Origin of the sequence: Desulfuribacillus alkaliarsenatis (genome assembly GCF_001730225.1) — a bacterium.
Lineage (GTDB): Bacteria > Bacillota > Bacilli > Desulfuribacillales > Desulfuribacillaceae > Desulfuribacillus > Desulfuribacillus alkaliarsenatis.
Window position 1 is genome coordinate 144,980 of record NZ_MIJE01000011.1, and the last position, 15,760, is coordinate 160,739.

The window sequence follows — 15,760 nt, forward strand, 5'->3', positions numbered from 1 at the left end:
GAATCACCTAAAAAAGAAATAAGTAGAGTAAGTACCATTACAATATTATCACACTGAAATATCTATGTACAATTGTAGACTTGTGAGCTTTAGTAATTGTTGAGAGCATGGTAAGATGGTTATAGGAGGGATTTAGGTGGATAAAAACAAGCAAGATTGGAGCAAGGTTAGAGAACAAGGTAAATGGACGTATATACGTAAATATGGGGTTATTGGCTGGGGTATTCAAACGTTTATAATTTTTTATATTTTATTAAACTTAATTGAGCACGGACTAGACTACACAGAATATTTTAGCGGACCTTGGATAACAGAGATTAGCATATATTTGCTTGTGTTTATGCTTGGCGGAGCAGCATGGGGATATTGGATGTGGAGTTCTAATGAACGTAAGTATAAGCAGGGGAAATTAGGTGATAGTAACAGCGAATCTTCTCCTAAGAAAAATAGTGGCAAAAAAAGCAAGCGTAAATAATAGCCCGATTAAAGAACAATACAGGAGCTGTATTACATGAAGATAATAGTTGACGCGGACGCATGTCCTAAAAAAGTTTTACAGATATGCTTTAGGGTAGCTAAGGAGTACGAGCTCGATGTTTGGACAATTGCAAGTATAAACCATCATATAGAATCGGACCATCATATAACGGTGGATAGTGGTTCTCAGGAAGCAGATCTAAAAGTTATTAATGTAACCGAGAAAGGTGATATCGTAATTACCCAAGATTGGGGTCTGGCGTCGATTGTGCTTAGTAAGTCGGCAGTATGCTTAAGTCCAAGCGGTAGAGAATATTCACCAGAGAAAATAGATTTTATGATGGAGGAACGGGAATTAAAAGCTCGGCATCGTAGAGCAGGAGGAAGAACTAAAGGGCCGAAAAAAAGAAAAACAGAGGATGACAAGCTATTTGAACATAGCTTGCGAAGAGTAATTAATATAGCGGCAGCGGGCCATGAAGCAGGAAAGTAACCACATCACATAGAATAAACTATTAAAGCAATAGGTGAGAAATTATTTTCACTATGGGGTGAAGTAATGGGTGACTATGATTACAAAGGGTTTGGAATTCTTCGCAAGGCGTGGATTGTTGTCATGGTTTGGTCAATTATAGTTGCTGTTAGTCTGTTATGGAATTTATGGCATGCCAAGTCGAATGCTTATGAGATAGCAGAGAACACCCTGCGTATGAGTAGCACAAAAGATTTAACCTTTAGATACTGGGCTACGAATCATGGAGGAGTGTATGTGCCTGTAACAGGGGATACACCGGCTAGTCCTTACTTAAGTCATATCCATGAGCGAGACATAACAACCGAATCTGGTAGAGAACTCACCCTTGTAAATCCAGCATATATGATGCGCCAAGTTCATGAGCTTATCACTGATACCTATGGTATAAGAGGGCGCCTGGTTAGTCGCCAACCAGTTAATCCAATTAACTTAGCAGACGAATGGGAATTCGAGGCGCTAGCTGCAATGGAAGCTGGAATGGATGATGTTACTGCTGTAATAAACACAGAAGGTCAATCAACTATGCGCTATTTAAAGCCCTTTTATGTAGATGAGGGCTGTTTGTTGTGTCATGAGCACCAAGGGTATCAGGTGGGTGATTTGCGTGGTGGAATAAGTGCACAAACTTCATTAGAACCATACTTAGCTATGTATAGAGTAAACCGAAACAATATAGTAATAGGGCATGTGTTCGTGTTGGTTATAGGGATTATAGGAGTATTATTGACTGCAAGCCGCTTAGAAAAAGCGACAAAAGTAGTTGTTAAAGCAGAAAGATATAAGACAATCGTTGAACACACAAACGATGCAATCTTTATGCATGATTTTAACGGAGTTATACTTGATTTAAACGACAAAGGAAGTAGCGTTCTTGGATATAGTCGAAAAGAGTTGATTGGAGAGCATCTATCTAAACTAGTAAAGAAAGAAATAGAGGAGACTAGACATGAAAGAACAGAGAAAATCATAAATCTAGGAAGTCTAATTTTTGAGGGTATAGTAATCCACAAGAATGGCAAAGAAATTCCTGTGGAAATTAGTGCTAAGATGGTATCTAATCAAGGGAATGGTATTATACAAAGCTATGTTAGAGATATTAGTAAAAGGAAGAAGGTAGAGCAAGAATTGCTAGAAGCTAATAAAAAGCTTCAAGCGGCAATGATGGAATCTTGTAAACTAGCAGAAGCGGCTGAGAAGGCGAACCGAGCAAAAAGCGAGTTTCTAGCAAATATGAGTCATGAAATACGCACACCAATGAATGCAGTGCTTGGAATGACCGAATTGCTAGAAGAATATGCTACAGATAAAGAACAGCAAAAGTATATTGATATCCTCAAGAAAAATGGCGATAATCTTTTGAAAATAATAAACTCTATATTGGATTTATCAAAGATTGAATCTGGAAAGATGGAATTAAATGTTGGAGAAACAGTGATTTGTGATGTGATTAAGGAAGTTGGGGCAACCTTTAAGCCGTTAGCTGCGAAGAAAGGACTTAACATTGATATAGAGCTTTCAAGATGTACACTTAATGAGTGTACGGTATTAGCAGACGAAGAAAAAATCCGACAGGTGTTAGTTAATTTTATTAGTAATGCCATTAAATTTACTGAGCAAGGAGATATACTCCTGAAGTTCAAGATTATCGATAAAACACTTAGATTTTCTGTACAAGATTCAGGGATAGGGATATCTGAAGAAAAATTAGAGGATATATTCCATGCATTTAATCGAGGTGATGTATCGACAAAACAAACATATGGTGGCACAGGGCTAGGGTTAACTATCTCCAAAAAACTAGTGGAAATAATGGGTGGTCAAATCTGGGTCGAAAGTGTGAAAGGTGCAGGCAGCACGTTTTACTTTGAAATACCATATGTACAAAGCGAGCAAACAAATGGATTAAATGGACAAGATCAAGCAAAAAAACATAACAAATTAAACAATTTTAATGGAGCAACAGAGGCAACAGAAGCAAGAGAAGTAACAGAAGAAGCAAAATTGAGGGTAGCACCTGAAGGTGATAGTTATTGTAAAAGGATGCTCTTAGTAGAGGACCATGAAGATAATCGAGCTTTGATTATGGCATACCTTAAGAAGGAACGGGTATTAATAGATGTAGCTGTAAATGGACAGGAAGCAGTTGAAAAATATATAGCAGTTACCAGCGATTCACATGAAAAACCATATGATGCAATACTAATGGATATGCAGATGCCAATTAAGGATGGCTATGAGGCAACTAAAGAGATAAGAGCATTGGAGAGGACACAGGGTGCAGCACCAGTTAAAATTATTGCACTTACAGCATATGCACTTGCAGAGGATAAGCAGAAAAGCTTAGAGGCTGGTTGTGATGAACATGTAACAAAGCCTATTAAAAAGCAAGTGTTAATAGATTTAATAAAAAAGATATAAGTAAAATGGTTGATTAAATTGGCTGAAAATGCAAAAATTAAAAGAAGCAATAAAGGAAATATGATAGATAAGGAGTGCTAAAATGAGCTACAAAATGCTTCATACATGTATTCGTGTAAAAGACTTAGAAAAATCTCTAGCGTTTTACCAAGGGGCATTAGGGCTAGTTGAAACCCGTAGAATTGATTACCCAGAATATAAGTTTACACTTGTATACCTAAGTGATGAATCAAAGGCATATGAATTAGAATTAACCTACAACTACAATCAAGAAGAGTCGTATGAAATTGGTAATGGTTTTAGTCACACGGCTGTTGAAACTAATGATTTAGAAGCATCTCACAAAAAACATCAGGATATGGGATACCAGGCAACTAAGCTTATGGGTCTACCAGGGACAGAGCCGAGCTACTATTTTGTAACCGACCCTGATGGTTATCGTGTTGAAGTCATTAGGGCATCGAAAAAAAACTAGTTGACAAAGCATAAAGATGCGAAGAGGCTGCATGTTTGTTATTTCAGCAAACAATTAAGCAGTCTCTTTATGTGTTATTAAAAACGTTAATAAAAAATTAATCTTTTATTAAGGCGTGATTAATGTTTTGATGAGAAAATCAATAAAGGATTAGAAAAAATTGATGTTTGCATGGGGAAGTTCATATATAATTATCGAATGTAATCACTAAAACAATAATTATTTGCAATCATTTTTAAGGGATATTTACTACAGGAGAGGAAGGAATACTAAATGGATTGGTTTTATAAAGATGGCAAGAAGTTTAAGGTGTTTTTATTAATAATCTTGTCAGCGATTTTATTATTTGGATGCGGAAGCGAAAGTGCATCTACGCAAAATGAGAATGAACAGTTAGAAGAAATTAAAAGAGTTAAAACTACACATGTTGAAGAGAGAGTTTTAGGAGAGCCGATTACGATTAGGGCAGATATACACCCGTTCGAAAGTGTTCAAGCCGTAGCAGAGATGTCTGGAAGAATCGTAAGTCTCTCCCACAAGGTCGGTGATGCATTAAGTAAGGGTCAGCCAGTAATATCTTTAGACGCCCAAGACATAGACCTACAGGTTAAGCGTGCCGATGTTAATATAGAAAGGCTAGAATTGCAGCTGCAGAAAGCAATAACTGACCAAAACCTTGCAATTAGCACACTACAAGGACAAATAAATACACTTAAAAACCAGTTAGATGTAGCTAATAAAGACTTAGAACGCAGACAGGAGCTATATAACCACCGAGCTATACCATTGGTAGAGCTGGAGGCAGCAGAAAACCAAGTTGAACGACTAAAGCTAGAAATGGATATTCTTGAAGAACAATTACTAGTAGCACAAAAGACAGATGCAATAGACTTACTACATATTCAGATTAAAGAAACAGAAATTACATATGAAGAAGCAAACCGCCAACTGCAACGAACAATTATAGAATCACCGATTTCTGGTATTATCAGTGAATTACCTGTTCAATCTGGTGAAACAGTGAGTGCTGGGCAGCCCGTGTTTACAGTAGAGCAACATAATAGTTTATTAGTAAAAGCTGTAATTACGGAGAAGGACTTACCGATTGTTTATGAGAATAGACAGCTCACATTAATGGTACCAGTGCTTAATAAGGAAGTGGAAGCGAAAGTGAGCTACATATCACCTTCGGCTTCAGCTAATCAAAATGGATTTTTAGTAGAGTTTATAATAGATAATCAAGATAGAATGGTTAAGCCTGGAATGAATGCACAGCTACTATTAAGTGATGAACTCGCGGGTGCGACATTAATTGTTCCTGTAGGAGCTATACTTCAGGATAACGGCGATAAATATGTGTTCGTAATTGAAGGAAATACAGCTAAGAAACAAATTATCGTCACAGGTCGCGAGATGAGAGATGTTGTGGAAGTTATTGATGGCTTGGCTATAGGTGACCAGATAGTAAATGTAGGGCAAAACCTCTTAAACGATGGGGATACTGTCCAGGTAGTAGAATAGGGGGATTGCAATGCTGAAAACTATGATTGAGCGCCCTATTGTTGTCTTTTTAGTAGCGGCTATGGTGAGTATAGCGGGTATAATATCAGCTATATTACTACCTATTCAGATACTACCAAAGCTAGAAGCTCCCTTCGTTAACGTTAGTGTGATTCTAGAGCATGAAACGGACCTTGATCAGGTAGAGCGCGATATAGTCATTCCTTTAGAGACTGCAATTATAAATGCTAACGGAGTCAACGAGGTAGAGGTTAATGCTTCAACAAGAAGTGTCTATATGACTGTGCATTTAAAGGACGGTGCGAAGGAAGCAGAAGTAGATGCTATTATCGAAGACTTAAATAGACAATTAGCTAGTATAAATATTGATACTCGCAGAAAAGAGGCAAAGCAATATACAACAGAAGATAACGTATTTATGGCGATTGCCATTGTCCCAAAGGATATAAATGATATAAGTGTTCGTGAGGAACTAAAAAATACCGTGCTACCAGAATTGGCGATGGTATCACAGGTTAGAGGTATTGACGATACATTAGATTTATATGATCCGAACTATGAATTCACCCTTAAGCAGGATCGACCAATAAGTTTAAACACAAGTATTCAATTATTCGATGAATTACGCTCCACATTTGACTCATCGCTGCTAGGCTCCCTTAGTTATGGCGGTGAACAATACAGAGTCAAATCGCAGTCGAGTGTATACGCAATAGATGAGCTAGCGCAATATCGCCTATCTAACGGGGAAATGGTAACGGACAGATTTACAATTGAAGAGAAACTCAACGCTGACAACAGCTATTTAATGGTTGATGGTCATCCGTACTACGAGGTTAATATTACAATAGCGTCAACTGCCAGTGAGGTAAAGGTTGCCAAGGAAGTACGTCAAAAGCTAGAGCAGCTTCATGCCGATAAATCTTCTGATTGGTCGTACTATTATATTTGGGATTCGTCGCTATTTATAGGTCAAGCAATCTCAGAGCTTGCCAAAAACATATTATTGGGGTCGTTATTAGCTTCTATTATCTTACTCACTATCTTTAGAAGCATTAAAACAATGATTGTCATTGGTATCAGCATCCCTATTTGCATATTAACAACCTTTGTTTTTATGAATATATTTGGTTTTAGTATTAACATAATTTCCTTGCTTGGTCTAGGAATTGGTGTAGGTTTAATAGTAGATGCCTGTATAGTTGTACTAGAAAATATATTTAGGAAATTGGAGGCTGGTGTTAATCGACGAGAAGCTGTCTATACAGGGGTAAAGGAAGTTCAAGGGCCAGTCACTTCGTCGATAGTTACAACCATTGCTGTGTTCGTGCCTATTGGATTTCTTGAAGGTATGATAGGTAGCATGATGAAGCAAATGGCATTAACAATTTCAATTTCACTGGTAACATCACTGTTAGTAGCATTTACGATGATACCAATCTTTTCAATGTATTTAGTGAAGCCTAATAGTGAAAAACAACAGAAACATACGTTGATGGAGTTCTATGGAAAAGTTCTTGCAAGAGTGCTTAGACATCGCTGGAAGACGATGGGCGTATTTACAATAGTCTTAGGAATATTATTATTCCAACTAGTGGCAAGTGTGCCTAAAGGCTATATTCCTGACGTAATGGAGCGAGCTTTGTTTGTTAGATACTTCATTGATGAGAACACAGATTTTGAAGTGAATAAGCGGCTATTAGATAACACAGCGGAAAAAATCAAAGAAGTTGAAGGCGTACAAAGTGTCATTTACTGGGCGCACAAAGGTAGTCGCGCTGGCACATTCTATATCCACTATGATGACGTTGAAGATATGACAAGGTCAGAGGCGGCTGTTGATAAAGATGTTGAAATGATTATTAACAATAACATACCATACTCATCTATTACTATTGGTGCTGGTCAGGCCGACGCATCAGGTCAAATTCTTTTATCTATAAAGGGATCTTCTATGGGGGTTATTAGCAGGGAGCTTCCAGCGATTGAACAGCAGCTACAGCTGTTTGATGGTGTAACTGGTATAGAAGTAAGTAGAGCTCAAGCAGGTGAAGAATGGATTGTTGATTTTTCTAGAGAAAATCTAGCCTACTATGGACTATCTAGGCAAGAGATAGAAAGACAGCTAGCAGTAGTATTAAATGGTATGACAAACATAGATATCAATTTGCAGGGAGAGAATGTTAAGGCGGATATTCTCTTCCCAGAGACGACAAGGGCGATGTCGGATGCATTAGGAAATCTGCAGATTACGGATAATCGACATATAACCCTAAATGATATAGCTAACGTATACAAAGAGCCAGCGGAAAATTCTCGCGTCCGCAGAGATGGGCTGCCGTACACTAGCATCACTGTATATTTTGACTCTGAAGACAGGGAAAAGGTCTATACACAAATGCAAAACTACATAAATGACGGATACAATGGGAGCTTGTTACTATCTACAGCAGGTAGGGAGCAAGACCAGCAAGAAGCCTTTGAAAAATTATTAATCGCAATGGCTGTTTCGTTAGCGACGGTGTTTCTGGTATTGACAATTCAATTTAATCGTTTGCGTCAACCGTTCCTGATTGTTGCTTCGTTGCCATTTACAATGATAGGGGTGTCCCTAGGCTTTATTATCACGGGAAGGATCTTTGATGCTATGGCGATGATTGGGGTCATTATGTTGGTAGGAATCGTAGTTAATAACGCAATTGTGTTAATCGATTTTATTAATAAGCATCGTGACCAGTATGAGCAGCTTAATGAGGCTATTGTAGCGGGGGCAAAAATACGCTTTAGACCAATACTAACTACGACCCTAACAACGGTTGCTGGATTAATTCCGATGTTTATTGGGGGTACTAATACATCAGAGTTTCAAACTCCAGTTGCAACGGCAGTAATTTTTGGGCTATTATGCTCAGTGTTTGTCAGTTTGATAATACTTCCGGTTATTTACTCTATTTTTGAAAACAGGTCGTTTATGAAGCACAAGCAGCAGCAAAATCAAATGCAAACCACAGAGGTAGTTGTTGAGCAGACATAAGTAGAACTGTGGTATAATCGCGACTATGATTTGATGGGGGTTTCCTATGAATAAGTATAAGAAAGCTATAGTTTTTACGGGTTTAACGTACGTTATCAGCTTTGTTTTTATTTCCTTATTTTTTATGTCTGGAGGACAGTGGGGATCGGCATCATCGATTGGAGTTGCCATGCTCTATATGGCCATACCAATGATAGTAGCAGTTTTTTTACAGAAGCTTGTGTATAAAGAGCCAGTTGTAAAAACCTTAGGTATATCATTTAAGCTAAATCGCTGGTTTTTAGTAGCGTGGTTGTTAACACCAGTTATTATTGTGCTAACTATCGGTGTCAGCTTACTGGTCCCAGGAGTTTATTATGATCCTTCCATGGAAGGAATGTTTGCTCAATATGAATCTACTATGTCACAAGACCAGCTTGAGGTTATGCGTGAGCAAATTGCAGCTCTGCCAATCCATTATTTCTGGATTGGTATAATCCAAGGCCTAATAGCAGGGATTACAATTAACGCAATTGTTGCTTTTGGCGAAGAAGCTGGTTGGCGCGGGTTTCTACAGCGGGAACTAGCGGATATGGGATTTTGGAAATCCTCATTTGTTATAGGAATAGTTTGGGGGTTTTGGCATGCACCACTTATACTACAGGGGCATAACTATCCGAACTATCCAGTTATAGGTGTTTTTATGATGGTTATCTTCACTCTGCTATGGTCGCCAATCTTTAGTTATATTAGGTTAAAGGCGCGTTCGGTGATAGCGGCTTCAGTTCTTCACGGTACAATCAATGCTAGTTTGATTTTGAGCTTTATAATGGTTAGTGGAGGACACGAATTATTGATTGGAGCATTAGGATTAGCAGGATTTATAGTATTGGCAATGGTAAACGTAGCAATCTATATTTACGAGAAGCGGTTCACTAATGAGCCGATTGACACATCCGCTTATTTTGCCAATGAAGAACAAAAAACTCAGCCACAGAATAGTTAAAGAAAATTAATAAATGCCGCTCATGATGTGTGAAGTTCACTTCATGAGCGGCATTTTTGTAGCTGTTAACGCCGCTGAGATAAATCCCTCTCGTCAGGCCTTGACGCATACTAAGCTTGGTTTACGACGTTTGTCGGAGTGCCAGCTATATACGCTTCGATATTACCTGTCAAAAGCTTCAGTAAACGCTGTCTTGCTTCAATAGACTGCCAGCCAATGTGTGGTGTAAGAATTACATTATCCATTGTAAAGAGTGGATTATTTCTATCAGGTGGCTCTTGTTCAAGGACATCCAATGCAGCTCCGGCAATCGTTTTTTCTTGCAAGGCCGCAATTAAATCTTGTTCATTGATTAATGGGCCCCTCGATGTATTGATGATATAAGCTGTAGGCTTCATGAGCTGAAGGCGATGTTTGTTGATTAGATGCCTTGTTTCTTCGGTTAATGGGCAGTTTAAGCTAACAAAATCACTGTTCATTAGCAATGTATCCAAATCTACAGATTGGATGCGGGCGTTATCCCAGTTTTTTTGACTACGGGTGTATACTTGGATATCCATTCCTAGTGCAAGGGCGAAATCTATTAATTGCTTTCCGATGGTTCCAGCTCCAATAACACCAAGCACTTTGTCCTTTAATTCAAAATAAGGCACCTGCAAATGTTTAAAGAAGTTATCGTAATTTTGATTTTTAAGCATTGCATGTTGTTTGGTTAATGACGAGCTTAGACTTAAGATATAAGTAATCGCTAGCTGAGCAACAGATTCTGTGCTATAACCAGGCAAGTTACATACCATGATATTTCGTTCCTTGGCAGCATCTATATCAATATTATTATAGCCTGTACCAGCTTCACAAATTAATTTCACACTTTCAGGGAATTGCATAATTAATTCTTTACTAAGAGGGATTTCCTTCGTAATAATAATTTCTTGCTTTGCAACTCTTTCAAGTATTTGTGCCTCTGTACTATGGTCATATGTAGTAAGATTAGTTATGGTAGCTAATTTAGATAGATCAAGCCGATGGTCGAAATTTACTTTAGCTACATTAAGAAAAACTGTATTAGTCATATAAAGCCTCCTGTTCATCGCCGTATTATTTTAGTTTACCTATATCTATCCTACCCTATTAATGCATATATCAGTTTACTATTTGCGCTGGCTATAAATAACTAGTATTAACAGTGGAATTCATAAATTATATTTGATACATTATTAACATAAGATACATGATAAGAATATCAAAGGCAACTAAATTGAAGGAGGAAGTAATCTTATGATTAAATATCAAACTGTTGGTAATATGCAAGTTGCAAATGAGCTGTATACCTTTATCAATGAAGAAGTTTTGCCAGGGACAGATATTAATGCATATGAACTCTGGAGTGGTTTAGATAAGCTATTAAGTGATTTGGTTCCAAAGAATAAAGAGCTTCTAAAAAAGAGGGAAGCGATACAGAAGCAAATTGACAATTGGCATAACGAGAACAAAGACAGTTTTGACTTTATTAAATATAAGGAATTCCTTAAAGAAATTAGTTACTTAGAGCCAGCGGTAGAGGATTTTCAAGTTGAGACGGAAAATGTTGATTTAGAAATTTCTGTTCAGGCAGGGCCACAGCTTGTAGCACCAATAATGAACGCTCGTTACTCGTTAAATGCAGTAAATGCTCGCTGGGGAAGTCTATATGATGCTCTTTACGGAACAGATGCTATTAGCGAGGAAGATGGTGCTGAGAAAGGAAAGGAATATAATCCAGTCAGAGGCGCAAAAACAATTGCTCAAGGGAGAAAGCTTTTAGACGAAGCTGTCCCTTTAAAAGATGGGAGTCATAAGGGCTCGACAAAATACACAATTACAAATGGAGAACTAGTAGTAGCATTGGAGAACGGAGTTACAACAACTCTACAAAACCCAGCACAATTGGTTGCTTTTACTGGTGATGCATATAATCCAGAGTCAATTTTATTTGTCCATAATGGACTTCACATCGAACTACAAATTGACCGCAATCACCCAATAGGTAAATCTGATGCTGCCGGGGTAAAAGATATTGCATTAGAAGCAGCCCTTACAACTATCATGGACTTTGAGGATTCTGTTACTGCAGTTGATGCCTTTGATAAAGTGGCGGTCTATCGCAATTGGTTAGGGTTGATGAAGGGTGATTTGACGGCAAGCTTCAAAAAAGGTGGGAAAGTAGTTGAGCGCAGCCTAAATCCTGACAAAGTCTATACAGGTATTGCTGGTGATTCAATTACACTGCCAGGTCGGGCGCTAATGTTCGTACGTAATGCAGGGCACCTGATGACAAACGATATGGTTTTAGACCAAGACGGTAATGAAATGCCTGAAGGAATTTTAGATGGTATGTTTACTAGCTTAATAGCTATGCATGACATTCTAGGCAAAAGTAAATTCAAGAACTCCCGCGCTGGATCTATTTATATTGTAAAACCGAAGATGCATGGTTCTGCAGAAGTTGCTTTTGCGAACGAATTATTTAATCGAATTGAAGATTTATTAGGATTAGATCGTTATACGCTGAAGATTGGGGTTATGGATGAGGAACGAAGAACATCTGTAAACCTAAAGAATTGTATTGAAAAAGTTAAAAATCGTATTGTATTTATAAACACAGGATTCCTAGATCGTACAGGAGATGAAATCCATACATCAATGGAAGCGGGAGCTATGGTCCGTAAAAACGATATGAAAGACTCTAAATGGTTAAAAGCCTATGAAGATAATAACGTTGACGTTGGATTAGCAGTTGGTATGATTGGAAAAGCCCAAATCGGTAAAGGAATGTGGGCAAAGCCAGATCAAATGGCAGAAATGATTCGCGACAAAGTCGGGCACGTAAAATCAGGTGCTAATACTGCTTGGGTACCTTCTCCTACGGCAGCGACACTACATGCACTGCATTATCATGAAGTTAATATTAAGGATGTACAGCAATCAGTTAAAGCAAGGGAGTCTGCATCGGTCGATGATATGCTTACAATTCCAATAGCTCAAAACCCAAGCTGGTCTGCGGAAGAGATTCAACAGGAATTAGATAACAATTCGCAGAGTATTCTTGGCTACGTGGTTCGCTGGGTTGAGCAAGGAATCGGCTGCTCCAAGGTGCCAGATATCAACGATGTTGGTTTGATGGAAGACCGCGCAACGCTCCGTATCTCCAGTCAGCATATGGCGAACTGGTTACACCATGGAATTTGTACTGAGGAGCAAGTATTAGAAACCTTAAAGAAAATGGCCAAAGTCGTTGATGAGCAGAACGCTGGCGACCCTGCGTATCGCCCAATGGCTAAGGATTATGATAAATCAGTCGCATTCCAAGCTGCGTGTGAGCTAGTGTTTAAAGGCAAGGAACAGCCAAGTGGTTATACGGAACCTATATTACATCGTCGTAGAATCGAAGCAAAGAAGGTATATGCAGGTAATTGCTAATGCATATTGCAAAGAGCACAAAGTATAAGTAGTGTGCAATAAAGGGTTCGGTCATAGTGACTGAACCCTTTATTATAATATCAGAGATTATTAGGTGAATACCATGTTCTCTTTACCTTTCTAACTTAATTCTATAGACACCTGCGACTAACATGACAGCTCCGATTGCCATCATCCACATTAGTGGCCTTATTAAGGATGAAAGCGGAACCCCAGCAGTTAGAATTTCCATTAAAGCATGAGCGGCCCAGCTTTGAGGCGAAATAGTTGAAATGATAGAAATAATCCTCGAAGTATCCTCCATAGGGAAGAATACTCCTCCAAGCATAGTGCCAATCATAACAATGATTGTAGCTACGGCGGATACCTGACCTAAAGATTTCAGCACACTTGCTAGGAAAAGACCTAGACCTGTCATGGAGAAGATATAGACACTTAAAACAACAACCATTTCAAAGTAACCTTGTGACCAAGGTGCGCCGAATAGATATTTCCCGGAAAATAATAGTATGAGTGTTTGAATCCATGCTACTGTGAATAATTTGATAAATAGACCGAACATAATAGACCAATATGATGTAGGGCTGGCTAAAATTCTATGCCACGTCCCTTTTTGTCGTTCTTCAATAATTGAGCCAGCCGAAGTAATGAGGTTTAGTGCGACGAACATAACTAGCACTCCTAAGGACGCCATTTCATAAACCCCAGGTTCTCTAGGGAGGAAGCTCATAGCCCAAGTCATTACTAAAGGTAAGGCTAACGTGAATACAATATACATAGGATCAGCAAGCATTTGCCGAAAACCAACTGTAGCAATAGCTAAAGATTTCCTCAATATTAAGCACCTCTTTCTAATCGCGCAAAGCGCGTCCTGTAAGTTTTAAGAATAAGCTTTCTAAATTAGGCTTTTTGATTTTTATCTCAGTTATTGAAATTCTATTTGATACTAGCATTTCAAACAACAACGGTAGTAATTGTTCGGCGTTCGGTGTGAGAATTTTAATCGAATTTTCTAATAGAGCTGCTTGCTTAACGCCAGTCAATCCTTGTATTTGTTTCATTGGAGGGGTCTCTAGGGAGCTGAAAGCAACAGTTACTTCATGAAGCTCGCCAGCTTCATGCTGAAGCTCAGCAAGCGTTCCAATAGTTAGTAGTTTGCCGTGGTCCATAATGGCAACGCGATCACAAAGTTGTTCAACCTCTTCGACATAGTGACTGGTGTATATGATGGTAGTTCCTTGATCTTTTAATGTTCTTATCGTATCTAAGATGTGATTTCTTGATTGTGGGTCGACACCGACTGTAGGTTCATCCATGATTAGTAACTTAGGATTGTGGATAAGTCCAGCTGCGATATTTAGCCTACGCTTCATTCCGCCAGAGTATTTGCCAATTCTGTCGAGAGCACGATCCTTTAAATCCACTAGCGTAAGGGCATTGTTAATGGCATAATCTAAGCTGCGACCCTCGATTCCGTTTATACTGCCCCAGAACTTTAGATTAGCTACAGCAGATAGCTCAGGATATAAAGCAGTTTCTTGTGGGACGATACCGATAAGCTCCTTAGCTTTAAAGGAGTCTGTTTTTAAATCATAGCCACCTATAGAAATATTTCCACTATCAGCTTTGAGTAAACCACAAACCATTGATAGCGTGGTAGATTTACCAGCGCCATTAGGGCCTAACAGACCGAATATTTCTCCATCGTTAATCGAAAAGCTAACATTATCAACAACTGTCCTAGACTTAAAAGATTTACTGAGATTTGTTATCTGTAGTAATGTCATTTGCGATACCTCCGCTGATAGATTTGTGCTTCTTTTGCTCCCATTTGAATAATAGCCAAGAGAAAACGAACATTTGCACAGTCACTTCTGGAATACCAACCTTAAATAAAGTAATAAATTCGGCTATGTTTAAAGCAATCACGTCATCGAATGTAGCGGGAATAAATAGCATTGTGCCAATCAATGTTAAGCCGTACATAAGACTGAATATTAGTAGCCAGCCATGACGTTTGCTCATAAAGGTTTGGTAGAACGGATATATAAGCATTGCAAGCATAGCCCCTCGGATGATTTGACCTAGGAACACGACAATTACCATTGTCATATTTTCTAAGTCACGGAATAGATCGAATGCTTCCATTGTCGAAAGTGCAGCATCATAGTCCTGTATTTGATAGAAGATTGACCCAACTATCCAGTATGTTAGTACGTGAAGCAACGTAAAGCGCTTAACAAAGCCTTGCAATTTAGTACGTAACGATTCATTTATAGGTGTTTGCTCTGCTATAAGTGGTTGTTTTGTTTCTATTGATTCTTTTACTAGAGATTTAGTAGGGACTTCCCAGCGCAAAAATAGCCAGCAAAACAATCCGATTTGTATACTACTTGCAATAAGCACTGACAAATGCTCAAATAAACTAGTTGTAGTGTAAATGATGCCTTCAAAGGTGCCTGGCATCGGTTCAACAGAGCCAAAGATTACAATACCCCACATAGCACCAAACAAGATTAAGGGTCCATGTGTACTACTGACAAACGTTTTGTAAAATGGATATAGCAACAAGGCAAGCACAGCGCCGCGGGCAAGATGGCCGATTAATGCGATAGCATCAATTCTATATACTTGGTAGAAGTCTAAAGCAATGCGCTTGCTATCAGGTAATGCACCCTGAAAGGCAACGAAGGCTAAAGCGAGTATTGTATATGTGGCTAAGTGGACAATTGAAAACCTTCCAACATATTTCCAAAGGTTTGTTGCTGTTAACATGAAAATCACTTCCTTTATATTTTTAGGACTAACAGTTCGTTAGCTCTTTGTATTTGTCTTTAGTATATAAAGGAATGAGTT

Annotated in this window: 12 protein-coding genes; 8 read left to right on the forward strand and 4 right to left on the reverse strand. The window is 38.5% G+C overall.

The genetic code is table 11. The annotated features are described in order from the left end of the window. The first annotated feature begins 136 nt into the window (after positions 1–136). From BHF68_RS06460 to BHF68_RS06490, 7 genes are all read left to right on the forward strand, one after another. Positions 137–475, forward strand: coding sequence for a hypothetical protein (locus BHF68_RS06460; RefSeq protein WP_069642822.1), 339 nt, complete (start codon positions 137–139; stop codon positions 473–475). Between the two features lie 36 nt (positions 476–511). Then, on the forward strand, positions 512–970 hold the full coding sequence (locus BHF68_RS06465) for a YaiI/YqxD family protein (protein WP_069642823.1): 459 nt from the start codon (positions 512–514) through the stop codon (positions 968–970). A 66-nt stretch (positions 971–1,036) separates the two neighbouring features. Beyond that, a complete protein-coding gene (locus BHF68_RS06470; RefSeq protein WP_069642824.1) occupies positions 1,037–3,430 on the forward strand; it encodes an ATP-binding protein in 2,394 nt (797 codons plus the stop codon). Between the two features lie 82 nt (positions 3,431–3,512). After that, a complete protein-coding gene (gloA, locus tag BHF68_RS06475; RefSeq protein WP_069642825.1) occupies positions 3,513–3,905 on the forward strand; it encodes a lactoylglutathione lyase in 393 nt (130 codons plus the stop codon). A gap of 273 nt (positions 3,906–4,178) precedes the next feature. Next, the gene (locus BHF68_RS06480; RefSeq protein WP_069642826.1) at positions 4,179–5,426 is read left to right on the forward strand and encodes an efflux RND transporter periplasmic adaptor subunit; all 1,248 of its coding nucleotides are present in this window, start codon (positions 4,179–4,181) and stop codon (positions 5,424–5,426) included. A 10-nt stretch (positions 5,427–5,436) separates the two neighbouring features. Then, on the forward strand, positions 5,437–8,460 hold the full coding sequence (locus BHF68_RS06485) for an efflux RND transporter permease subunit (protein WP_069642827.1): 3,024 nt from the start codon (positions 5,437–5,439) through the stop codon (positions 8,458–8,460). Between the two features lie 46 nt (positions 8,461–8,506). Beyond that, on the forward strand, positions 8,507–9,445 hold the full coding sequence (locus tag BHF68_RS06490; RefSeq protein WP_069642828.1) for a CPBP family intramembrane glutamic endopeptidase: 939 nt from the start codon (positions 8,507–8,509) through the stop codon (positions 9,443–9,445). 110 nt (positions 9,446–9,555) lie between these two features. Here the strand turns inward: BHF68_RS06490 and BHF68_RS06495 are convergent, their stop codons facing one another. Then, positions 9,556–10,518, reverse strand: coding sequence for an NAD(P)-dependent oxidoreductase (locus tag BHF68_RS06495; RefSeq protein ID WP_069642829.1), 963 nt, complete (start codon positions 10,516–10,518; stop codon positions 9,556–9,558). Positions 10,519–10,723: 205 nt separating this feature from the next. Here BHF68_RS06495 and BHF68_RS06500 point away from each other — a divergent pair, with 205 nt between their 5' ends. Further along, positions 10,724–12,904, forward strand: coding sequence for a malate synthase G (locus tag BHF68_RS06500; RefSeq protein ID WP_069642830.1), 2,181 nt, complete (start codon positions 10,724–10,726; stop codon positions 12,902–12,904). A 112-nt stretch (positions 12,905–13,016) separates the two neighbouring features. Here BHF68_RS06500 and BHF68_RS06505 read toward each other — a convergent pair whose 3' ends face one another. The 3 genes from BHF68_RS06505 to BHF68_RS06515 are packed head-to-tail and all read right to left on the reverse strand — an operon-like array spanning position 13,017 to position 15,679. Further along, a complete protein-coding gene (locus BHF68_RS06505) occupies positions 13,017–13,739 on the reverse strand; it encodes an ABC transporter permease (RefSeq protein WP_069642831.1) in 723 nt (240 codons plus the stop codon). A gap of 16 nt (positions 13,740–13,755) precedes the next feature. Further along, entirely contained in the window at positions 13,756–14,691 is a 936-nt protein-coding gene (locus BHF68_RS06510; RefSeq protein ID WP_069642832.1) for an ABC transporter ATP-binding protein, read from the reverse strand. Then, on the reverse strand, positions 14,660–15,679 hold the full coding sequence (locus tag BHF68_RS06515; protein WP_069642833.1) for a hypothetical protein: 1,020 nt from the start codon (positions 15,677–15,679) through the stop codon (positions 14,660–14,662). Before BHF68_RS06515 ends, BHF68_RS06510 begins: the two co-directional genes overlap by 32 nt. Between the last annotated feature and the right edge of the window lie 81 nt (positions 15,680–15,760).

Bases quoted from the DNA above. Each gene is read 5' to 3' on its own strand.
- BHF68_RS06480 (WP_069642826.1), top strand. From the start codon at position 4,179: ATGGATTGGTTTTATAAAGATGGCAAGAAGTTTAAGGTGTTTTTATTA.
- BHF68_RS06490 (WP_069642828.1), top strand. From the start codon at position 8,507: ATGAATAAGTATAAGAAAGCTATAGTTTTTACGGGTTTAACGTACGTT.
- BHF68_RS06470 (WP_069642824.1), top strand. From the start codon at position 1,037: ATGGGTGACTATGATTACAAAGGGTTTGGAATTCTTCGCAAGGCGTGG.
- BHF68_RS06510 (WP_069642832.1), bottom strand. From the start codon at position 14,691: ATGACATTACTACAGATAACAAATCTCAGTAAATCTTTTAAGTCTAGG.
- gloA (WP_069642825.1), top strand. From the start codon at position 3,513: ATGAGCTACAAAATGCTTCATACATGTATTCGTGTAAAAGACTTAGAA.
- BHF68_RS06500 (WP_069642830.1), top strand. From the start codon at position 10,724: ATGATTAAATATCAAACTGTTGGTAATATGCAAGTTGCAAATGAGCTG.
- BHF68_RS06485 (WP_069642827.1), top strand. From the start codon at position 5,437: ATGCTGAAAACTATGATTGAGCGCCCTATTGTTGTCTTTTTAGTAGCG.
- BHF68_RS06515 (WP_069642833.1), bottom strand. From the start codon at position 15,679: ATGTTAACAGCAACAAACCTTTGGAAATATGTTGGAAGGTTTTCAATT.
- BHF68_RS06495 (WP_069642829.1), bottom strand. From the start codon at position 10,518: ATGACTAATACAGTTTTTCTTAATGTAGCTAAAGTAAATTTCGACCAT.
- BHF68_RS06465 (WP_069642823.1), top strand. From the start codon at position 512: ATGAAGATAATAGTTGACGCGGACGCATGTCCTAAAAAAGTTTTACAG.